The following is a 21,045-nucleotide window of genomic DNA, read 5'->3' as shown; positions in this document are numbered from 1 at the left end:
TCGGCACCGCTGCCGCGCAGCATCGGCGAAGGTCGAATGGCAGCTATGGGCCGGGGGCCTCCCACGGCTCTTCGGGTAAAGCTGTTTGCGCGGGCGCGAGAACGGCCGGCACCAGCTCGATCGTCTGGCCGTAGCAGATAAGGAAAGCCGCGCGGACGGCGCGGCTTGGGTCATTCCAATGGTCAGGCCAGGGGATCGACACGGGCTATGGCCCGCGCTCACCCCTGCCCTGCGGTTTTTTCTGTTAGTTTATTCCGCCCAACATCCCTGTTCGGGCCGGTCAATCGGCAAGCGCCGCGCTATGCGCGTCGGCTCTAACGGGGGGCCGTGTCCTCGCTGCGCTGCGGGCCGCTCCACCCCCCGTTTCCACCCGATTGACAGTCCCGCTCAGGGCCGTGGGTCGGGCTTCGCCCTCTCCACTCTGTCCCGCCGAATACATCCGTATTCCTCAAAACAGATGGCGAGGCGCAGCCCATCGGCGCCGGATACTTTTTAGATCTTCTACTGAGGGTGTCCGCGAAGTCGTTGCCAACATTAACATTATCATTCTACATCTGACGAAGTAGGAAAGAGTATGACACTTCAATCCACTCCGACCGAGCTCGACCTGGCCCGCCGTATGATGGCTGCAAACCGGTTGGGCGCCGCAATTGCAGACTGCCATCCTGACGACGCCTGCGCGATCATGGCTGCAACGCTCTCTGATCTGACGGCCGGCGCACCCATTGCGGCTGTTGTCGATGCCACGGAGGATGCGCAATTCTGGGCTGACATGGCAACGCCGATCGAGATTGAAGCCTATCTTCGGGCTTGTCTGCTGCGGATGGACGATATGGCCGTCGCCCTTGGAGAGTGGAAGCGCATGATGATGGCTTTGTGGCTGTCATTTAGTCCCGAAGATCAGGCTTCGTTTCTGCGCCGGGTGACGCCCGAAGTGTCGGACTAGTCATCGGGTCCTCACTGCCAGGAATAACCGGGCGATTGCGGGCGTGAGCTGCGATGAGCCTGCGGCGCGCGCCGTCGCCGGTCAGCATTTCGATGAACAATGAGCCGTCCAGCAATCTGAACCTCTGTCAAATTCACCTTGTTGGCCCTATTCAAGCGCGCTTACTTTAGCTGAAGTGTTAATTAAGCCGATCGACATTTCCTTTAATAACGCGGCTGCGTGATAAAGTTGGATTTCACGCGTGATGGTCATGAATGCCAACTCCGTTTCAGAATTCGGTGAAATGGCCCCTCCCGGCGGCGCCGGGACCGCGCCCTAGTTCCGACCGGTAAAACCGGCCTCCACCGGAGCCAAAACATCACCCCCTCCCTGCGCGGCCTGCGTTCTGTCTGTCTCTCCGAGCCAGCCATACCGCTGCCGTGCATGGTCGCGTTTAATGCTTTATCTCCGCCCATTCGGGTCACGGTCACTGGTGCGAACGTCCGGTGGGGATCCCGAAAGTGTTTCGGGATCGGATCTTATCTGCGGCCAGGCCAGGGATCGACACGGGCTTGGGCCCGTGCTCAGCCCTGCCCTGCGGTTTGTTCTGTTTGGTATTTCCGCCCAACATCCCTGATCGGGCCGGTCAAAAGACAAGCGCCGCGATGCGTCGTCTCCGTCGGGGGCCGTGTCCTCGCTCCGCTGCGGGCCGCACCACCCCCCGTCTCCGATCCTTTGACAGTCTGTAGATTCGCAGACGGATTTGCCGCTGCCCGCTTGGAAACACACGCTTACACTGCATTTTTCACCAAACATTTTTACCTCGTTCGTCAGGCAATCTTACCGCATTAGGCCCGATTGTCTGGGCGAGGTCGAATGATCAGGGAGGACACGATCAGCGAGCCCGTGCACTCTCCAAGCTGTTAAATGAAACCATGAAAAACATGATGGGACCCACAGGCACGTATGGTTGCTAGGACGCAATTCGAAGTCAGGAAGCCATCTAGGGAATAATTTTTTTCTAAGGGCGGGTGGTATGAGCGCTAGCTGATCTCCGGCTTACGCAAGTGCGCCATACACAGGGTCCTCAGTCTACCAAAAGGTTCGGCACATTGCAGCAGCATCCCACTAGGATGGGTCACGCCAACGATAGGTCCAAACCTAGTTTTGGGTACTCAAGATCAGGCCCATGTAGATGAAACCAAATACAAGCATACAGCCGATCTTTATCACTAACCGACGCTCAAGGGCACGCATCTCTAAGTTAACACCCCCTGACATGGGGCTGCTGACAGCACTTTCCCGGGCAAATGCGACTATCATATCGATCTGCTCCTTGGTGTAATCTTCTGACTCAAGTCTGCGGGCGTATTCGCACAGGTCAATACGCATTGGCTCTGCCATCCTTGGCTCTGTGCACGAATATTACAGCAACACAAAGCGGCAATCCACCTGGATTGTAACACGTCAGCTGTGGTCCCGCTGCTCCCGCGGAACTTAAATCGACGATGAGTCAAAGCCAGTTGATTTCGCTCTGGAAACGGATTTGGACACTAGACTACCTTGGTTGGACGATGATCATCTGCGCCTCGAATACATGTGCGGCGATGTCGGCCGCCTCTCGCAGTATGGCTGCCTCGCTGCGGAGTGGTTTAGGCTCGCGCGACGCCGGAGGGTCGGGTTCCGGCAGGGACACCGCGACATATTCTTCGGCGGACCATAAGGCAGAACTTTCAAAATCTGTGATGAACCGTCGGTCAGAAAAGGGTACATCTTGTGGCACCTTCGAGCTGCGGCGTAGCTCGGCCTTCTCCCGCCCACGTCGTTCTGCTTGGTGCATGTCTGTCACCAACAGGGGCAAGCGTTCTCCAAGCGGCTGGTCGTGCTCTTCGAGGTAACTGCTCAGTCGGTCTTCCAGCCCCCGACTTGTCAGCACTTCGAGCGCCCGCGGCTCCGAACATAGCCAAGTATTTGCGCCGTCGAAAGCGACGTGGTGCTGCTCATCGTCAAGAGAACCTATGGTAGATGGCGCAACGAAGAGCGAGCGCCGCGCAATATCATTTCGGCTCCATGCCTGATTGATCTCATGTATCTGATAGAAGCGAGGTGCCGCGTAGAAAACAAGATTCGAGCCGTCATCAAGCGACAACAGCATTTCATGCTGATCCGAGGTCGATGCTTCGGTGATTGGGAAACGGTAATAGGGGACGTTCAATGTTCCGCCTGTGGCAAGGACAGATCGGTATTCGCGTGCCGCTCGTGTGACCATGCAATGGGATCGTTTAAACTGCAAGAACAGGGGAACGCCCGGCCTGTCGAGCTTCACGTCATAGCCGCCGCCAGCCTTCCCCTCCTCGATCAGGCTAGGGAAGACTGGCGCTGCGGACAGGGCAATCCAGCCAACGAGTTCATTTGTTAGGGCGAACCCATAAGAAAATTCAGAAATTTCAGGCTTCATTTCCCAATCGCAGCTTTTCTGGAAGCCGCCGCCAAAACAAGAGCGGGCCTACTTTGTGGAACGAGTAACTTACCGAAAGATTTTTTTAACGCTTTTCTAGATAAATATTAAAATTCAATATCGTAGTTGTCCTTTCCAAGCTCTCGTTTTTTCAGTTTTGCTTCTTGTTGTGCTTTAGTGAAATCGAGAGTTAAACTCCGCGGCTTGCCAAGAATTCTAAAGACTTCCATGATAGCTTCTGAGTAATTATTTCGAGCTCTAGGCGCAAGAGCTTCGAGTTCTGCAGCAGCGCCTAGCAGGTGCGCCAAAACGGTAAGTGATGGCTGGGGGGGAGTTGCACGCATCGCCTCAGCAGTAGAGCGCAGCCCAGCGGCGTAAGCTAATGCCAAACTTGCAATTTGTTCCGGGGTCATCGAAAAGCTCCTTCGTAAAGCCATAAGGGCTATCTTTAACATTCTAGAGCAGCGCAGCCAGCTAATGCTAGACAGGCCGCAAGCGGTGGGTTCTGCCCGAGCCAGAAAAATCCGAGCTCTGGCACGGCGAACGGCGGGAAGGCCCCCTTATACCGGCCACTCGAACCAGGCACCTAGATTACGAAAGTTGTTGTTCTTTCACGGGGATCAAAGGAGCTGAATGGCAGAAAGCGGGCTGTTATAGCGCTAGCACTATAGCCATGATCAGCTTCTTGCGAAGTGCCAGAACCTCTGGTGACGCGAAAGGATGCCAATTTGATGCGCCGCCTTCTAGTCATCAAAACCAATTCGGCTGACCTCCTTAGCCGCCACCCTAGTAAGTTGCCACTCTCTGCCCTAGCGTGCTCGCAGGGGGGAGCATGCCACGCGAGTCATTCCTGCAGCCGGTCCGCTTGAAGCTCGCGCAGCGCGCAGCCTATCGCTGCGCGTTCCCAGGATGCGACCGTCTTACCATCGGCCCCGGCGAGAAGGCCGACGAAGTCGAGAACACCGGTAAGGCTGCGCATATCTACGCAGCATCCGAATACGGCCCGCGCGGGCAGGGCACGCTGACGCCAGATCAGCTCAAGGCGATCACCAACGGCATCTGGATGTGCGGCCATCATGCCGATTTGATCGATAAGAATACCGGCAGGCGCTACCCCGTCGCAGTACTCAAGAGCTGGAAAGCGCTTCACGAGTACCGCACCGCCTATGAGCATAGCGGGCGCGCGACTGCCTTCGGGTTCGTGCGCTCGATGACGCTTAACGCCACGCCGCTCTTCGCCCCCACGACGATTGCATTCGGCAAAACGACGTTCCTCATCGGGATGAATGAGAGCGGCAAGACCGCGCTGCTTGATTGGCTATCCGTCCTCGACAGCCCTCGCCGCTTGGGGCGCTGGATGACGCCGCATCGGCTCCACTACACCCTCTTGTTCGACGCGCCGGGCGAGCATAAGCTTGAAGTCGAAACCGACAATAACGTGGTACAGTGCGACCTCGACGATCGCCGGGTTGCTTTCAACCATCATCGCATTGCGATCACTGTTCTAGCTAAGCGCCGCGATCATCAAGCTAAAGACGATCTCGCCAATCTGATGAGCCTTTTGCATCTCGACGAGATCAGCGTTCGATCGCTGGCCGCGATGATCGATAGCGACACAATGTACTTGCGCGCAGCGCGGTTTGAGAGGGAGGCTGATGACGATGGCGAGGTGCGCGAAGTTCTGCGTTGCACTCTCCAGAGCGGAGCGGAGATGCCCTTCGGCATTTTGTCCGGCGGTGAACAGGGCCGCGTCATCATGGAGTTCGCGATCGCCCATATGGCCAGCGTCGCCTCGGTCGCGCCCGCGTTGCTAATCGTCGAACGCCCCAATCTCGGGATCGATGACGCCGGATTCGCTGTTTATCTCGATTACTTCTCAAGGGGCGAATGTCGGTTCCAGACCATCGTCACGCAGTTCAAGATCACGGACGACATCAAAGGCCTAGGGTGGCAGGTCTATCAATTGACCGCTCGTACCAACACTACGTCGGGCATAATCGAAGCCGTGCTGCCGATCTGACAGCCGTGCGCCAGCTATCCGGCGATCAGCAGCCAGCCCTCGTCGTGGGCCTCATAGACCTGACCGCGCCCTTCTCCGATGCCGCGCCCCTCCCGTAGGAAGCAGAGCGCGCAGACATTCCCGGCGCCGCCGATCCTGAGGCTTGCATCAATCATGAACTGCAGCGGCGCGAAACTTATCCCGCACAGGTTGCAATTTGCGATATCGCCGCACCAATAGATGCCCTCGTCGCGGCGTGGGACGTCGGCGATTATATCCGCAATTTGCCGCTCGGCGACATGGAGGTCGTTGTTGATGAAGGTTAAGATCGTCTCGGCAAAGCCTTGGTCGACGCGCATGAAGATCTCGACGAGCTTGTCGACTTCTTCGTGATGCTCGTGAACCAGCAGGTTGAGCGAGCGGATCTCGCCCTTCACTGGGACGATCGACGAGCCCTGCACGCGGATGCGTTCGGGCTTCTTGCCGGTCTCGCGGAATACCGAATAGCGCAGCCCAAGATCGGTCATGATGTCCCGATTCATCGTGCGATTCTCGCCGAGGTGGCAGGCGAAGAAATAGTCGAAATCATCGCCGTGAAAATGTTCGGTCATGACTCTATTGAAGTCGGGAGGCGAGCCGTCCCATTCGGGTAGCCCGATGTACCGCTCTGTGACGCCGTCATGTTCGATCTCGAGCCGGAAGGTCGGGACATAGCCGGGAAAGCCGAACGCCGACCCCGCGATCGCGCGAAGAATATCTTCCGGGCTGTAGGCGATTAACTCAATCCGCGCGCTGTCGCCCGTGCGTTCGGCATAGCGGATGAGTTGGGTTACCGTGCCCAGCCACGCTTCATTGAAGAAGAAGATGTTTTCGACCCTAGCGCGTAGTGCTTTCATCTGCGGCGGCGAGTCGGTACGCGCCGAGAAGTGCAGGCGGAAGTCAGACTCGGCACCTTCACCGCGGATTTCCTCGATGATCGTCGCGTCACTTAGCCAGGGATCGACGAAGCGGCCGAAGCGGTGGACGATAATTTCTTCCTGCGCACCCTCCTCGAACCAGCGTCCGCCTTTTTCAGGGTGCGCGATCTCCGCATTATCAGCGCCAATCTCCCGATACGGCACGCCGCCATAGAGGTGCCACACCGCGTTCGAGGCCTCCGCGACACGGTCCTCGAGCTCGCTGAGGTTTGCAATGCTTTCGCGAAATTCGTCAAGCTGGTCCTCGTCAAAATGCCGATCAATCATCGCCATATAATCTTCGAAGCGCAGTTCTCGCTGCGCGAAATAGAGGAACGATCGCTCCCTGAGGCTTGGCGTGGCCCCGCGGCTCTGGATCAGAACGAAATCACTGATGCCGAAACACTGAACACGCCGAGCAATAATGGTGACCGCCTTGCTGGCGGTTGCCGCATCCGGAAAGCCCCACAGGAAGTGCCGGACACCAATTTTTCGTTCGCTAGATGACGCTTCCAGCACCGCTGGCTCAATTGCGGTTGGCGTTCCCGACGTGTCGAGGACGATCTTTCCCGCACTGATTTCATAAGGCGCTGAGGCCGCAAACTCGGCATAGGGCGTTACCAGTTCATGCCATGCCACCGCGAGGAGGATGAGGCGGATGTCGGTATCCTTGATGAAGAAGCGTTCGCGCAGCAGCGGAACATATTTGTAAAGTTCCTGGATCGCCTCGCGCGCCGCTGCATCGGTCCGCTTGATTTCGATAATAGCTAGCTTGCCGGACGCATCGCGCGCGAAGATATCAAGAAAGCCCGAGGCGCCGTGGCCATTGGGAAGGTGGAACTCGATGTCTACCAGAATCAGTCCTGGCTCAATTAAATCGAGATGTGCCGCAAGGTGGTCACGAATACTGGCTTCATTGACTTTCTTGACCATGGCCGCCTCATCACATCGTCTACATCTCGCGCATGATCATCTAAAAGTTACCTTTCGGCAAACGGTCTCATAGCCGCTATTGACACGGGCAAGACAAAGGGCAACTCCGTCCGCCACATCGGAAATAAACCCCTTGCCAGAACTAATTGTCCAAAAACGGTCGTTTTTGTCCTTGTGCCATGCCCCTACTGAGAACAGGTACTTGATCAAGACAAAACCTACGGACAAAACTTAGGTGGTTTTGGGAGGTTTCTGTCCATGCTGATTGGCTACGCCCGCGTCTCGACCAGCGAGCAAAAGTTAGACGGACAGCTCGACGCACTGAATGCTGCAGGTGTCGAACGCATCTTCTCAGATCGGATCAGCGGGTCACGACGCGATCGGCCGGAACTGGACCGCATGCTAGACCAGCTCCGCATGGGGGATGTGGTTGTCGTCACGAAGTACGATCGACTCGCACGGTCGCTGCGTGACCTATTGGAAATCGTAGATGTCATTCAAAGAGCAGGTGCCGAGTTTAGATCGTTGGCAGAAGATATCGACACAACGACGCCCTCGGGCAGATTGGTGTTCCACGTCTTCGCAAGCATCGCGCAGTTCGAACGTGAACGCATATCGGAGAGAACACGCGAAGGCCTCGAGGCAGCCAGAAAGCGCGGCAAAGTCGGAGGGAGACCGCGCTCTCTAAGCCCGGCGCAAGCGGAGGAAGTCAAGCGCATGCGAGATATCGAACTGCGACCGCTGAACGAGGTCGCTGAACTGTTCAAAGTTAGCGTGAAGACAATCCGGAGAATCTGTTGAAATCGTCAGCGATGTAGCGTCAGTCGGCGGACGCGTTGGAAGCCTGGTAGGTCCTAAGCTGCCGTTCGGGCTAGAATGGCGGACCGAAGTTCCCCACCCTGCGGTGCCGCAGGACAACCGTCTCGCGTCAACGCAGGGCAAATTGTAGCCGCACAGTAGAGTCCCTCCCCTTACTGCTTACAGCTGACCTCTATCAGCTTGCGATGGTCGGAAAATCGGTCAACTCTTGGCATAACCGAAGCGCTCGAGCACCTTTTTTATGCCCAACCAGAATTTTGATCACTTGCTAGAAATCGATCGCCCCTTGGCGATCCTCGCAACACACGCTGAGCGCTACTTCGTTGATGACGCAAATACCGCGCTCATCAAAACCCGGCAGTTTGCGGAACGATTGGCAAACTTCATAGCGGAGAATGCCGGAGTAGCCCCCGAAGGCGAGCCGACTTTTTCCGATACGCTAAGAGTCATTCGCCGAGATAGCCTTGTCCCGAACGAAATTCTTGATGTGCTCCACCGCCTTAGGCTGGACGGCAACTCGGCGGTACACGGCTATAAAGGGGAACGTCGTCTCGCCTTCGAGGCTGTCAAACTCTGCCATCGGCTGGGCGTTTGGCTGCGCGCTTCGGTTACCGGAAACCCGAAGCTGACGATGGCATTCGTTCCGCCAAGACTGGCAAGTGACGACTCTGCAGATCTGAAGGCCCAAGTCGAGGAGCTGAAGCAGAAGCTTCGGGAAAAATCGGCAGAGACCGCCCGCATTGCCGAGGTGATCGAGGCCGCTAGAACCGATGTTATCAACGCGGAAGAACGTGCTCGTCTGGCGGAGGAAGAGAGGCAGATCTACGCGGAGCTTGCCGAGGAAGCTGAACAGCGAAGTGGGACGCTTGCTGATCCTGAGAAATCCAAAACCTTCATCCAAGCGGCGTTTGCGTCCGCCAAGGACATGGAATTTGACGAAGCGGATACCCGTATTCTCATCGATGAGCAGCTTCGTGTTGCGGGCTGGGACGTCGACAGCCACGAGCTTCGTTACGGCAAAGGCGTCCGGCCTGAGAAGAACCGGAACATGGCCATTGCAGAATGGCCCACAGCCTCAGGGCCTGCCGACTACGCGCTTTTCTTGGGGAAGAAACTGGTCGGCGTCGTCGAAGCCAAACGGCAGCGACTGAATGTTAGCGCAGCCTTGGATACGCAAGCGACCCGTTACTCTCGGGACATCCAGATGGACGGGAGTTTCGAATCCGCAGGCGGGCCTTGGGGTGCCCACAAGGTTCCGTTCATTTTCGCCACCAACGGGCGTGGGTATTATCCGGCGATCAAAACACAGAGCGGTATCTGGTTCCGCGACAGCCGGATCGACAGTAACGCCGCACGGCCGTTAGAAGGTTGGTTCACCCCTAAGGGGCTTGAAGAGCGGCTCGAGATTGATACAGCCGCCGCGGAAAGTGAACTCGCCGACAAGCCGTTCAATTTTGGTTTCGAGCTGCGCCCCTACCAGAAGCTAGCAATCGCGGCCGTCGAACAGGGTGTCGCTGAGGGCCAGCGCGAGATGCTGGTTGCGATGGCCACGGGGACCGGCAAGACGAAGCTCGCGATCGCGATGATCTATCGTCTTCTGGAGGCCAAGCGCTTTCTTCGGGTCTGCTTTGTCGTTGACCGCAGTGCATTGGGTGAACAAGCCGAAAGCGCTTTCGAGACCACGCGCATGGTGGGGTCGAAAACTTTTGCCGACATCTTCGGCCTGCGAGGGCTCGACGACCAAGACATTGATCGGGACGCCAAGATCCACATCTGCACCGTACAGAGCCTGGTCAAACGAGTGTTGGAGCGTGATCCTGCCGACCGTCCTCCGGTCGATCAATACGATCTGATCCTCATCGACGAGTGTCATCGCGGCTACCTCCTCGACAAGGAGATGAGCGACGCCGAAATGTCCTTCCGGGACCAGAACGACTACGTTTCAAAGTATCGCCGCGTCGTCGAGTATTTCGATGCAGTTAAGGTCGGCCTCACGGCCACACCTGCGCTGCATACATCCGAGATCTTCGGCGACCCCATCTATCGCTATTCTTATCGAGAGGCCGTCATCGACGGTTGGCTGATCGACCACGAACCACCCCACCTGATCACAACTGCCCTCAGCGCGGCAGGCATCACGATCGACGCGGGTGAAGAAATTGATGTGCTGGACCCCCGCACCGGGCAGATCGATACGGCCAAACTGCCGGATCATCTGAATTTTTCCGTGGAGCACTTCAATCGAAAGGTGCGAGCGCCGAAGTTCAACCAGGTGATCGCTGAGGAACTGGCGCGGCGGATCGACATCATATCGCCGAATGCTGGGAAGACGCTTATCTTCGCGACCAACAACGACCACGCCGACGAGGTAGTAAACTGTCTCCGGGACGCCTACCGGGCCGAAGGGCTCGATATCCGCGACGAGATGATCCAGAAGATCACGGGTTCTGTGGACAAACCGCTGAAGCAGATACTGAAATACAAGAACGAGGCCGATCCGCGCATCGTGGTGACGGTCGACCTGCTGACCACCGGGATCGACGTACCCTCCATCTCCAACCTCGTGTTCCTGCGCCGCGTGAATTCGCGCATCCTCTACGACCAGATGATCGGCAGGGCGACCCGTCGCTGCGACGAGATCGGCAAGGAAGCCTTCCAGATTTACGATGCGGTGGACCTTTATCCGAATCTCCAGTCGATGACCGAGATGAAGCCAGTGGTTGTGAACCCGAAGGTGAACTTCGAGGATCTGTTCGAAGGGTTTGAGGGCAGTGATGATGCGGCACATCAGGAAGAAATCCTCGACCAGATCATCGTCAAGCTGGCCCGCAAGCTGAAGCGGATGAACGAGGACATCCGTCAGCAATATGAAGCTCAGACAGGTGAAACTCCGGAAGAGACACTCGATCGGTTCCGTAAGGAAAGGCCAGAGGACGTCCAGCAATGGACGAAGGCTCGTCCTGGCCTTGGGAAGTTCTTCGACTTCGAGGGTGACAAGAATCCGCCTCGGATCATTCCGATCTACAAAGGCGACGACCAGATCATCGACGTCAGCCGTGGCTATGGCGAGGGAGATCGGCCCGACGACTTCATCGACGCCTTCCAAGCCTTCGTCCGTGACAATACCAACCAGATCGATGCCCTGCGCCTCGTGGTGACCCGCCCACGCGATCTGACTCGCAAAAGCCTGCGCGACCTGCGCCTTGCCTTGGACGCGCAGAACTTCACGGAAAACGCGCTGCGCACGGCATGGCGCGACAAGACGAACGACGACATCGCCGCCTCCATCATCGGCTTCATTCGCCAAGCTGCTTTGGGCGACCCGCTGGTGCCCTATGCCGACCGCGTGGCAGCCGCAATCCAGCGGGTTGCAAATGCCCACAAACTGGACGATGTGCAGCGCCGATGGCTGACGCAGATCGGCAAGGAGATGACCAGCAAGGTTGTCATCGATCGCGAAGCCTTCGACAGCCCTCCCTTCTTGCAGCAGGGCGGCTACAAACGCATGAACAAGATCTTCAAGGGTGAGCTTGAGACCATCCTCGACGAGATCCGCACCGAAACTTGGGAGCCCGCCGCATGAGCGCCACGCAGGATATCGTCGCCAAGCTCTGGAACCTCTGCCACGTCCTGCGCGACGATGGCGTGACCTATTCCGAGTACGTGACCGAACTCACCTATCTTCTCTTCCTCAAGATGATGGAAGAGACCGACCAGGAAACACGCCTTCCCGAAGAATACCGTTGGGCCACCGTTACCACCCGCGAGGGGCTGGACCAGCTTACCCATTACAAGCACCTGCTGACTTCCCTCGGCGACCCTGAAGAGAAGGACGCGGAGGGCAAACTCAAGCCGCCGAAGGATCCGCTCGTCCTCGCGATCTTTGAGAACGCCCAGACCCGCCTCCGCAAGCCTGCCAACCTGAAAAGCCTGACTACGGCGATCAACGACCTTAACTGGTTCGACGCACGTGAGGAAGGCTTGGGCGACCTCTACGAGGGCCTGCTGCAAAAGAACGCCGAGGACAAGAAGTCGGGTGCAGGCCAGTACTTCACCCCGCGCCCACTTATCGACAGCATCATCCGCCTTACCAAACCTCAGCTGGGTGAGCGCATTCAGGATCCCGCAGCCGGCACTGGTGGGTTCATCGTCGCCGCGCACCGGGCGATCTACGAGGCTAATGACCAGTTCTTCGGCTTGGCCGACGGCGAAGCCGAAAAGCAGGTCCGCGATTGCTACTCCCTAGCCGAGCTGGTCCCTGATACGCACCGCCTCTGCCTGATGAACCTCATGCTCCACGGCATCGAGGGTGACGCGCAGTCCATGGACACCCTGACCGACGAAGGCGCCAGTCTGCTCAAGGCCGACCTCATCCTCTCTAACCCGCCCTTTGGAACCAAGAAGGGCGGTGGACGTCCGCAGCGGGGCGATTTCTCGACCACTGCGAACACCTCGAACAAGCAGTTGGCCTTTGTCGAACACATCATCCGTGGCCTAGTCCCCGGTGGCCGTGCCGCCGTGGTCATCCCTGATAACGTGCTCTTCGAGCACGGCACGGGCCGCATCTTGCGACAGATGCTGATGAACTGGTGCGACCTGCACACGATCCTGCGCCTGCCCACCGGCATCTTCTACGCTCAGGGCGTCAAGACCAACGTCATCTTCTTCACCCGCAATGGGGACAGGAGCGAGAGTGGCGGGACGAAGGCCGTCTGGGTCTACGACATGCGCGCAGGCGCGCCCTCCTACGGCAAGACACGGCCGCTGCGGGTCGAGGACTTTGCCGCGTTCGAGGCGGCCTTCGGTGATGATCCCTTAGGTAATGCTGAGCGCGAGGATCAGGGCGAGGGAGGGCGTTTTCGCCGCTTCACCCGTGAGGACATTGCCGCACGCGGTGACAACCTCGACATCTCTTGGCTGCGGGCCGAGGAAGAAGCCGAGGACGGCCTGACCGACCCCGACGACATCACGGCGGCAATCCTTGGCCACCTGCGCGAAGCCACCCGCGAGATCGAGGCGCTGGTGCTGGAACTGGAAGGCGGCGACGAGGAAGAGGAAACTGTCGCGGTGGCAGCGGAATGAGTGATCTCCCGGAAATTTGGACGACGGCCCCAATTAAGGATGTTTTCGTCATCAACCCGAAGCACGACCCTAAGATCAACCGGCAGGTGGAGGTCAGCTTCATTCCCATGCCATCGGTTGACGAGCATCTGGGTGCGATCACCGCGCATCGAGTGAAACCGCTTTCTGATGTTTGGAAGGGGTTCACCCACTTTGCGGAAGGCGACGTGATCTTCGCAAAGATCACTCCCTGCATGGAAAACGGAAAGACAGCGATCGCTCGCAACCTGACAAACGGCCTTGCCTGCGGGTCGACGGAGTTTCATGTCCTGCGGCCCACCGAGGTGGTCAGCGCCGAATACATTTGGCGGTACCTGCGGCAAAAGTCATTCCGTGCTGATGCGGAAGGAGCCATGACTGGAGCCGTCGGCCAACGCCGTGTGCCGAAACTATTCTTAGAAGAGCGTGAGCTCCCCATCCCCCCACTCCCCGAGCAACGGCGGATCGTGGCGACGCTGGACCGGCTCTCGACGCGCTCGGCCGCCGCGCGCGACCACCTCGCCCGCACCACCAAACTCGCCACCCGCGCCAAGCAAGCGATTCTAGATGCCGCATTCTCTGGGCATCTCACAGAAAACTGGCGTGATGCGCACAAGTATCACCTTACCAAAACCGTTGTCGGCGATGTGGCTACGATTCTCTCAGGCTACGGCTTTCCGAAGAAGTTCCAAGGTAAGATAGAGGGGCGGTTCCCCTTCGCTAAAGTAAGTGACTTGAGCAATGCCGTGAAAGCCCATCGCGGACGTCTCTCGTATGCTGTAAATTATGTCGATGAAGCCGATCTTAAAGATATGCGCGCACGGCCTGCTTCCGCGGGATCGACAGCATTCGCAAAGATCGGAGAGGCGCTGAAATTGAACCGACGCGCGCTCCTCCAACAAGATACAATACTCGACAACAACTGTATGGCGCTTAGGCCTGACGAGAGCCGAATTTCTAGGGAATTTTTGTTTCTCTTCATGCACACGGTTGACCTCGCTCCTTTTTCGGTCGCGACCACCGTTCCTTCGGTCCGCCGAGGAGATGTAGAAAGGCTCCCGCTCTTGCTGCCGGAGCGCGAAGAACAGGCCGAAATAGTCCGCCGTATCGAAGCCGCATTCGCTCGCATCGACCGGATGACCGATGAGGCCAGCCGCGCCGCCCATCTTCTCGACCGGCTCGACGAGCGCCTGCTGGCCAAGGCCTTCCGCGGAGAACTGGTCCCTCAGGACCCCGAAGACGAACCCGCGGAAGCCCTCCTCACGCGCATACGCCAATCCCGGTCCTCCGCCCCCAATAGAAATGGCACTCGAAGGACAAAAACTTGATGACCGGGATTCGGACATAGGTTAAGGTTCTAATTGTTCCGAGATAGTGCAGTCATCCCGCTCCAGGCGGTTAGATGCGTTTCTCCCAGCAGCGCGCACATCCTAACTGGCTTGGCTTGGAAACTTTGCCGCCTCGCTTAGGAACGCTTCGCGAATGTAAGCTCGGACCAAGCGCCCCTTGGTGGGAAGGGGCGTGACACCATCTTCGTCGAGACGCTTCGCCAGATGCATGGGACGACCGCCGATACGTGCCGCCATCTGACCCAAGGTCTCATACTCCGCTTCGAACCTTACGATACTTCCGATCGTGATGAAGGCTCGTCGATGGTTGGTATCGGGATTCTTCCGATGCACCTGCTCCAGATAACCAGAATCACGAAGCTCACGGATGCTGGACGGCCTAATCTGAAGATGCTCAGCGACTTCTGCAATCGACATGTCCGCTTGGTGCCTCCGCCGCTGCCGGATCGGCGATTCCTCATTATCGATCAGAATGGACCTGATCCCGGTGAGTTCGCGACTCCGGTATACATGCCTGATTTCGCCGTCCTGCACGGCTTTCAACACCTTGGCCATGGAAATGCAGCGGCTTTGGCTGAACTCTGAGATTGGCAGGATCTCCTTGCTCGCGTGATCGACGGGCAAAGCATCGATCTGTTTCAACACCGCCTCCATAGAGGCCTTGGTTACATATCGTAGGGCGGACTTCAGGCGGACGGCCTCGAGCACGCCAGCGTCGATAAGGCTCTTCATCTGCGCCGGGTGCACGCCCAACGCATTTGCCGCGTCCTTGAGATTGCAGAGGCCCGCCCAGAAATCATTTACCGCGCTAATATCATCAGCTTTTACGTCAGAAATCACTGTGGCGCTGGCCGGTCCCGCTCCATGTAAATGTCGTAAGGCAATCTCCATCCTCGCACGAGCAATGCCAGAAACCTGCCGAGCATCTCCGAATGTCATGCGCTTACCTGCAAGGACTTCCCTGCCCAAGATCATTGCACCGGGGCGCAACGGATAGTTTTCGACGATGAACGTACGCAGGACCTGGCGTAGCTCTTCGAGCTTGGGTTCTTCGACCTCCTCTTTCAGCCAAGTGTAGAATTCGCCCATGTCGGTCGAAAAATACGGGCGTTCCGTTCGATACGCCTCCTTGAGCTGCGAAAGTGCTGCCAGCAGTTGAGCCGGGCTCTGCAATGCACTGTATCCTTTATCCAAAGCCGCCCTGCTTTGTGCTGCATCGAGCGTTGCGCTGTTCGAGGCAGACCCGAACAGAAGGGCGGAGCCAAATGTCAGACATCCTCGATGAAGATGTTGCAGCTCCAATGTAGACAACCAATCTGGCAGAGCCTGTCCTTGGATCCGCCGAACCACATAACGTTCGAAAGCTGTCATAGGGTCGAACCCCTCTGCCGCCGCCGCCTCGCGGATCACCCCATGATGACGCTTGATCTGAGCCATAAGATCATAGGTGTCATGCGCATGTCCCGCGTTCGGGAGTCTCAGCAAAGCTGTGCCGTGGTCTAGACAAACACCAATGCTGAGGACCAGCCATTCGATACGCTGGAACGGGCCATAACGAAGACCTGCTGCTTGAGCCTCGTGCACACAGCGGGGGCAGATGCGCGTTACGGCGCGTCGGAACACCCCCGTACTCGCGATCTCCTCCCCGACCTGATATCGACACGGGCTGAGCAATGGCCCGCTCCAACGGATGAGCTGAGCCTCACTCACATCAGCAAGCTTCGCCAGATGTGCCAACTGCTCAGTATGGGCCGAGCAGACATGGGGCCATTGCAGCCCCATATCCGAGCAGAAATCGCGAGGGTTCGTCCCGTGAAGGCGAGCAAGGCGCGACACGAAGGAACTAGGCATCTCCCCGTCGATCAGGGGAAGGCGTAATCCCAACCGCATTATCGAATGTCCTCCAGCACGAGTCGGACGTTGATCCGCTCGAAATCTTCGACAACGAACGGGTTCAGGCCCATGATTGCGCCTGTACGGAGCTTATAGGCACGGCGGAAGTCATCCAGTTCAAGCCGGTCGCCTGGGCCACGAGCGCGGAGGGCATGGCAGATCGCTTGTACAATGATCTCTGCCACAAGACCGAATTCGTAGTCCCCCGCATGCAGCAATCGGCGCGCAAACTCCTCGTTTGCGAGTTCCGGTTGCTGAGATAAGGTGCCGCGCTTGGCATATTGCTGCGTGAGCGAGACAACAGCGCGCACATGCCGCGGCACCGAGAGGCGAGGAATTTCCACGGGATAGATGCGGCGGGCCAGCTGTGGATCCTGATTGATAATCTTTTTCAGATCAGGCGTGCCGGAAAGGATCAGGCTGACCGGCCATGTCCGGTTCTCCATCATCGATTTCAGCGTGTTCACCACTGATTGCCGTTCACGATCCGTCTGAAAGCGCGCCAGATCCTGCGCCTCATCCAGATGGAGGAAGAGCGTTCTCCGCCGATGAAGTTGATCCGCAACCATGCCCCATATCACAGGGGCAGATTTGTCCCGCGCCAACGGGTAGCCGAGAGCATGGAGGATCGCTGTCCCAACGAACTTCATTGTTGCGGGTGATGGCACCAGTTGAGACACGAATTCGCAGATGCCATCATCGCTCACGATCAGGTCTTCGCGCAGGCTGCAAAGGTGTCGGATCAGCGTCGACTTTCCGCTACCTGAGCCACCAACCAATGCAATGCTGCGTACGTTGGTCAGCCTTCCCTGCGCAAGATCGGCGCGGCGCTGCTCGAAGAGGGTCTCAAAGAGCGACTGCAGTTCGCTGAAAGCCTCGTTTGGGATGAAGGCGCCTTGAAGGTCCTGTATGATTTCCCGCGATGCGGAGTCATTGATCATCGCTAAATCTCCAATCAACCTCGTCGCCGCCATCATCTGACGGCAGAGGGGGCTCCTGCGCTCGCGAGGGTTTCAACATGACTGCGTGACCGGGGAGCTTTCGACGATCCGCAACCTCGTCCTGTGCATCACCGAAACGTACCCCGAGGAGAAGGTTACGGTCTGCCCGGTCCAAATCTTCAGCTCTCAGGTTAATTGGGCCCAGCCGAGACCGCGTGCGCGCGGCTTCATCAGTTGCCCGCAGGCCAAGAACTGCATCGTCAACGAGTATCTGTCCGGACCGCGCGGCGGATCGGTTGCTTTGGTAAGCCTCCAGCACCGCCCTCGTCCAGCTGTCCACCGACACGCCGCGCATGTCGGCGCTGGTGCAGGCAAGCACATGCCAGGCACCATCCATCCAGCAGGAGATGTGCCCTAGATCCTCTGGATCGACACGCAGTAGCATATCTTCACCGCCAATACGTTCGAAGTGACGGGCGAGCGTTTCCGAATGATAGCGCAGCTTCATCAGCTGGATACCATGCCTGCCAGACCTCCTCTGAACCTCCAACCCGAGTATCGCGCGAAGCACATGTCGATTTGGCGCAGGCGGCACCGGGTAGATCTTGGCAGCGGCCTCCCAAACCTGAGCGGGACTGTTGTAGTCCAGCCCTTGATGTTCGCGCTGATGGTAATGATCCACGATGTAGCGCACGAAGGCGTCGACAAGATCTTGCGCCGTATGCACGGCATAGGCTTCTGAGGGATAAGCCCCCCTTTCGACCGGATTGGAGAACGTCCTCCCGGTCATGAAGGGCATCATGTTCTGTGCAAAGGTTCGCATCATGCGCTCAATCCGTCCGCGAAGCTTCGGGACGCCTGCGGGCATAACATCGTAGCCTATTCCAAGATCGGCAACGGCTGCCTTGAACTCGGAACTGACGAATGAGCTGCCATTATCAACGACAATCTGCGCGATATGGCCAGACTGGTGCCAGCCGGCACGGCAGCCGAGGGCGCGCGCCATCTCGCTTTTGTCGATGAGTGCCAGCCATAAGGTAGCAAGCGCGTCCGGTGTCGACGCACTATCCGCGAGCTTGATTCCCAAAACGCACCGAGTTGCGCAGTCGATCGCGACACAAAGGAAGTAGCGGCCGAGTGCCATCTCCCTGCGCTGATCTGGTGTCGGCTCGACCCCTGCGGCCTCAAGGACAGAGATGAGATCAACCTTCCACTCGTCCATTTCCACTCGCTCGAGAGGGACTTCGACATCAAGGCCCCGGCCCACTGGGCCATAACGCTCTTTTGCAACGGCAAGACCTTCCCTGGATGCCGTGACCTCGAACCGGCTCAACGTCAAAATTCGCCTGCGGACCGAACTGGCTGACGGCATTCTCAGCGGCGGCAGCCCTTGTATCGACCTGAGGGCATTTTGCCTGCGGACTTCGGCGTGAACATCCTGAACCACATGCGATTGCGACGGTCGGTTCGGGTGGAGATAGTTCGGGAGACAAGACAGGATGACCTGATCCTCATGCGTCCCCAACCGAGCGGCATTGCGCCCCGCGTATCGCGACCTCTTCAACAGCAGGAGGGGATCCTTGTGCCGCTCCCAAATGCGCACCCAAATCAAGAGACTGCGGAGACTTGGTGGTTTGCGATGATTCAGTAAATCTCCCGCCCTGCCGCCAGATCTGTTCGCGCTCCGAGAACTGTGCTCCTGAACACGCAGCTGATACACTGGAAGGAACGCTGCATAGCTCACATCGGTACGACTGACCTCACCGTCTCGTTCAGCGGCAAGAAACACCTCGCAGCAGCAGACCTTCCACATGATAAGATCGCGTTCTGCGGCTGGAAGCGTCGTCAGAACCTGATGCCCGGCAACGGCCCGGCGCCTCGCCTGCCCTTGGCCGAAGTAGCGGTGCTCGATCCAAGCGGTTTCTGACTGCAGGATTGCATTCAATTCGTCAGTGGTAACGTGAAGTTCTTCCGCGCTACCTCCAAGCGGGACGAGACGTCCTCCGGCTTCATCGGCAGCAATGAAGGCGAACACCTGCCCTTTGATGCGTACCGCATCGATTGGACCAACAAGCGGATGGTTCATTTGCCACCTCGCGGATAAAGGAGGGTCTGGCTGCCGATCCTGCGGCCCGGATCGATCCCTGCCTCACCCTCATGGATCGCGCAGATGAGCGCGGCCCAGCCACGGTGCGCGAGACCACTTTCCGCTAGGATGTCCGCAACGGTTTTTGCAGCGGCAAGACCAGCCAGCATTTCGCTGATCGCCTGCCGAGCGTCTGCGTCCACCGTCTGCCGTGCGATGTGCAGCAACTCAGCGTTCCGCACCGCCGCATCATTGAGATCGGCATCGGTCACCAGCAGAAGGTCGTCAGCATAAGCGGGCGACATCCCAATGCGGACGAATGAAAGTTCCTCCTTGAAGCGCAGTCGCTCCACCGAGGGCAAAGGCTTCACAGCAATTGCCAACCTGACCCCTGTTCGCAAGGTGGCGAGAAAATCAGGGGTATGCTGCCGGAGTGCGCCGGTACCACTCACATACTGAATTGCTGGCGGCTGATCCCAGATGTCAGCGAGATCCGGCCGAGCCAGAAAGGTCAGCAGCACCCGCCGTTCAAGGTTGCTTTCATAGATGATTTGGCGCGGGCGCTCCTGTGCCGGCAAATGGGCAAAGAGAAAGCCGCGCGCGCTGGATTTCGATCGCGCTGCGAAGCTGCGGGTCGCCCTGCTACGTCGCGGCGGTTGATAGGGAACTTCGTCATGCATGATGGTTTAGGCCCTGTCGTCGCCGCGCTGACGACGACAGGGAGGCTCCTTTCATGAGGGTGATGAAAACCGGCCCACAGCTAAACTGTGAGATTGACCGACGCTTCCGGTTGGGTCATGATTGGAGACGTAGCGGGTCTCACTCGACTACATCTCGAAAGGCCTTGAGGGTGCCAGCCCTCGGGGCCTTTTAAACTTCTGGATCTAACCCATTCATTCTCCTCCCCTGTAGCGTTCCGGATAGAGCTCTTCCGGCGTCGTCCCGAGAGCATCCGCGATCGCCCGCTCGATCCGTCTGGATCGGTGCTTTCCAAGGCCCACAAGCGACATCGACGAGCCGGATATGCCCAATTCGCGTCCGATCTGCGCCAGCGACGTGCCACGTATGCGTAGCTCCGCCTTCAGTCGTTCATGCTGCTCGAAGGCTGATTTTTGATCTCTGAACATCGGTTCTCGGGCTCTCGCTGATACTTCGGCAGTGACCGTAATCCAAACTCAAAGCCCCAAGACTAGGCTTGGCAAGCCTTTGAATGCGCTACCTTGATCCTCCTTGGGCTTCGCACTTGGTCGGATTCTGGTCGGAAAGATGAGATTCACGACCGAGACTCAGTATGTTGGTGAAAACCAAAATTTTCTCGATAGTCTCCTCCGATGCACCGAACTCGCGATGGGGGAAGACGGTGAAAAACCCGAAGAAGAAGCCAAAGTTCGAATCAGACGGTCGCAAGGAACTGGAGCAGATCCGCTGGCGCCTTGGCCTTACACAGCGCCAGTTTGCCATCGGCGTTGGCCTCAAGCCATCGACCTACGAAGGGTACGAGCGCGGCCTACACAAGTTGCCAAACTCGGTGCTAGTGAGTGCACGGGCCCTAGCAGGGTGCTGAAGAAGGTCGGCATGAGGAACGG

General features: G+C 57.9%; 16 protein-coding genes. 7 read left to right on the top strand and 9 right to left on the bottom strand.

The genetic code is table 11. The features are described 5' to 3' along the window. The first annotated feature begins 574 nt into the window (after positions 1–574). A complete protein-coding gene (locus tag E2K76_RS16140; RefSeq protein WP_136685486.1) occupies positions 575–946 on the top strand; it encodes a hypothetical protein in 372 nt (123 codons plus the stop codon). A 1,140-nt stretch (positions 947–2,086) separates the two neighbouring features. Here the strand turns inward: E2K76_RS16140 and E2K76_RS16130 are convergent. The 3 genes from E2K76_RS16130 to E2K76_RS16120 all read right to left on the bottom strand — a co-directional run bounded on the left by E2K76_RS16130 (position 2,087) and on the right by E2K76_RS16120 (position 3,796). Then, positions 2,087–2,317: a hypothetical protein gene (locus E2K76_RS16130; protein ID WP_136685485.1), complete on the bottom strand. Its 231-nt coding sequence runs from the start codon at positions 2,315–2,317 to the stop codon at positions 2,087–2,089. Between the two features lie 166 nt (positions 2,318–2,483). Beyond that, positions 2,484–3,383 (bottom strand): hypothetical protein, encoded by a 900-nt coding sequence (locus E2K76_RS16125; protein ID WP_136685484.1) that lies wholly within the window; start codon positions 3,381–3,383, stop codon positions 2,484–2,486. A gap of 107 nt (positions 3,384–3,490) precedes the next feature. Continuing rightward, a complete protein-coding gene (locus E2K76_RS16120) occupies positions 3,491–3,796 on the bottom strand; it encodes a hypothetical protein (protein ID WP_136685483.1) in 306 nt (101 codons plus the stop codon). A 419-nt stretch (positions 3,797–4,215) separates the two neighbouring features. Here E2K76_RS16120 and E2K76_RS16115 point away from each other — a divergent pair, with 419 nt between their 5' ends. After that, entirely contained in the window at positions 4,216–5,403 is a 1,188-nt protein-coding gene (locus E2K76_RS16115; protein ID WP_136685482.1) for an ATP-binding protein, read from the top strand. A 14-nt stretch (positions 5,404–5,417) separates the two neighbouring features. On the opposite strand, the gene E2K76_RS16110 is transcribed toward E2K76_RS16115, so the two are convergent. Continuing rightward, positions 5,418–7,271, bottom strand: coding sequence for an endonuclease NucS domain-containing protein (locus tag E2K76_RS16110; RefSeq protein ID WP_136685481.1), 1,854 nt, complete (start codon positions 7,269–7,271; stop codon positions 5,418–5,420). A gap of 258 nt (positions 7,272–7,529) precedes the next feature. Between E2K76_RS16110 and E2K76_RS16105 the strand changes: the two genes are divergently transcribed. The 4 genes from E2K76_RS16105 to E2K76_RS16090 all read left to right on the top strand — a co-directional run bounded on the left by E2K76_RS16105 (position 7,530) and on the right by E2K76_RS16090 (position 14,518). Beyond that, positions 7,530–8,072, top strand: a complete 543-nt coding sequence (locus E2K76_RS16105) for a recombinase family protein (protein WP_136685480.1) — start codon at positions 7,530–7,532, stop codon at positions 8,070–8,072. Positions 8,073–8,331: 259 nt separating this feature from the next. Further along, the gene (hsdR, locus tag E2K76_RS16100; RefSeq protein WP_136685479.1) at positions 8,332–11,673 is read left to right on the top strand and encodes a type I restriction-modification system endonuclease; all 3,342 of its coding nucleotides are present in this window, start codon (positions 8,332–8,334) and stop codon (positions 11,671–11,673) included. After that, entirely contained in the window at positions 11,670–13,172 is a 1,503-nt protein-coding gene (locus tag E2K76_RS16095; protein WP_136685478.1) for a class I SAM-dependent DNA methyltransferase, read from the top strand. Before hsdR ends, E2K76_RS16095 begins: the two co-directional genes overlap by 4 nt. After that, positions 13,169–14,518, top strand: a complete 1,350-nt coding sequence (locus tag E2K76_RS16090) for a restriction endonuclease subunit S (protein ID WP_136685477.1) — start codon at positions 13,169–13,171, stop codon at positions 14,516–14,518. The genes E2K76_RS16095 and E2K76_RS16090 overlap by 4 nt, the downstream gene beginning before the upstream one ends. A gap of 102 nt (positions 14,519–14,620) precedes the next feature. Here E2K76_RS16090 and E2K76_RS16085 read toward each other — a convergent pair whose 3' ends face one another. From E2K76_RS16085 to E2K76_RS16065, 5 genes are all read right to left on the bottom strand, one after another. Further along, on the bottom strand, positions 14,621–16,429 hold the full coding sequence (locus E2K76_RS16085) for a TniQ family protein (protein WP_136685476.1): 1,809 nt from the start codon (positions 16,427–16,429) through the stop codon (positions 14,621–14,623). Further along, positions 16,429–17,373: a TniB family NTP-binding protein gene (locus E2K76_RS16080; RefSeq protein WP_136685475.1), complete on the bottom strand. Its 945-nt coding sequence runs from the start codon at positions 17,371–17,373 to the stop codon at positions 16,429–16,431. Before E2K76_RS16080 ends, E2K76_RS16085 begins: the two co-directional genes overlap by 1 nt. Next, the gene (locus tag E2K76_RS16075) at positions 17,363–19,459 is read right to left on the bottom strand and encodes a Mu transposase C-terminal domain-containing protein (protein ID WP_136685474.1); all 2,097 of its coding nucleotides are present in this window, start codon (positions 19,457–19,459) and stop codon (positions 17,363–17,365) included. The genes E2K76_RS16080 and E2K76_RS16075 overlap by 11 nt, the downstream gene beginning before the upstream one ends. Next, positions 19,456–20,139 (bottom strand): TnsA endonuclease N-terminal domain-containing protein, encoded by a 684-nt coding sequence (locus tag E2K76_RS16070; protein ID WP_136685473.1) that lies wholly within the window; start codon positions 20,137–20,139, stop codon positions 19,456–19,458. Before E2K76_RS16070 ends, E2K76_RS16075 begins: the two co-directional genes overlap by 4 nt. 213 nt (positions 20,140–20,352) lie before the next feature. Next, on the bottom strand, positions 20,353–20,586 hold the full coding sequence (locus E2K76_RS16065) for a helix-turn-helix domain-containing protein (protein ID WP_136685472.1): 234 nt from the start codon (positions 20,584–20,586) through the stop codon (positions 20,353–20,355). A gap of 164 nt (positions 20,587–20,750) precedes the next feature. On the opposite strand from E2K76_RS16065, the gene E2K76_RS16060 reads away from it, so the two are divergent. Continuing rightward, positions 20,751–21,023 carry a helix-turn-helix domain-containing protein gene (locus E2K76_RS16060; RefSeq protein WP_136685471.1) on the top strand — a complete coding sequence of 91 codons (273 nt, stop codon included), beginning with the start codon at positions 20,751–20,753 and terminating at the stop codon, positions 21,021–21,023. The last annotated feature ends 22 nt before the right edge of the window (positions 21,024–21,045 follow it).

Origin of the sequence: Falsirhodobacter xinxiangensis, assembly GCF_004959935.1 — a bacterium.
Classification (GTDB): Bacteria; Pseudomonadota; Alphaproteobacteria; order Rhodobacterales; family Rhodobacteraceae; genus Falsirhodobacter; species Falsirhodobacter xinxiangensis.
This window is presented reverse-complemented; position numbering and strand designations above follow the sequence as displayed.

What these genes read in the sequence shown, in the direction of transcription:
- E2K76_RS16140 (WP_136685486.1), top strand. Translation starts at nt 575, where the DNA reads ATGACACTTCAATCCACTCCGACCGAGCTCGACCTGGCCCGCCGTATG.
- E2K76_RS16130 (WP_136685485.1), bottom strand. Translation starts at nt 2,317, where the DNA reads ATGCGTATTGACCTGTGCGAATACGCCCGCAGACTTGAGTCAGAAGAT.
- E2K76_RS16125 (WP_136685484.1), bottom strand. Translation starts at nt 3,383, where the DNA reads ATGAAGCCTGAAATTTCTGAATTTTCTTATGGGTTCGCCCTAACAAAT.
- E2K76_RS16120 (WP_136685483.1), bottom strand. Translation starts at nt 3,796, where the DNA reads ATGACCCCGGAACAAATTGCAAGTTTGGCATTAGCTTACGCCGCTGGG.
- E2K76_RS16115 (WP_136685482.1), top strand. Translation starts at nt 4,216, where the DNA reads ATGCCACGCGAGTCATTCCTGCAGCCGGTCCGCTTGAAGCTCGCGCAG.
- E2K76_RS16110 (WP_136685481.1), bottom strand. Translation starts at nt 7,271, where the DNA reads ATGGTCAAGAAAGTCAATGAAGCCAGTATTCGTGACCACCTTGCGGCA.
- E2K76_RS16105 (WP_136685480.1), top strand. Translation starts at nt 7,530, where the DNA reads ATGCTGATTGGCTACGCCCGCGTCTCGACCAGCGAGCAAAAGTTAGAC.
- hsdR (WP_136685479.1), top strand. Translation starts at nt 8,332, where the DNA reads ATGCCCAACCAGAATTTTGATCACTTGCTAGAAATCGATCGCCCCTTG.
- E2K76_RS16095 (WP_136685478.1), top strand. Translation starts at nt 11,670, where the DNA reads ATGAGCGCCACGCAGGATATCGTCGCCAAGCTCTGGAACCTCTGCCAC.
- E2K76_RS16090 (WP_136685477.1), top strand. Translation starts at nt 13,169, where the DNA reads ATGAGTGATCTCCCGGAAATTTGGACGACGGCCCCAATTAAGGATGTT.
- E2K76_RS16085 (WP_136685476.1), bottom strand. Translation starts at nt 16,429, where the DNA reads ATGCGGTTGGGATTACGCCTTCCCCTGATCGACGGGGAGATGCCTAGT.
- E2K76_RS16080 (WP_136685475.1), bottom strand. Translation starts at nt 17,373, where the DNA reads ATGATCAATGACTCCGCATCGCGGGAAATCATACAGGACCTTCAAGGC.
- E2K76_RS16075 (WP_136685474.1), bottom strand. Translation starts at nt 19,459, where the DNA reads ATGAACCATCCGCTTGTTGGTCCAATCGATGCGGTACGCATCAAAGGG.
- E2K76_RS16070 (WP_136685473.1), bottom strand. Translation starts at nt 20,139, where the DNA reads ATGCATGACGAAGTTCCCTATCAACCGCCGCGACGTAGCAGGGCGACC.
- E2K76_RS16065 (WP_136685472.1), bottom strand. Translation starts at nt 20,586, where the DNA reads ATGTTCAGAGATCAAAAATCAGCCTTCGAGCAGCATGAACGACTGAAG.
- E2K76_RS16060 (WP_136685471.1), top strand. Translation starts at nt 20,751, where the DNA reads ATGTTGGTGAAAACCAAAATTTTCTCGATAGTCTCCTCCGATGCACCG.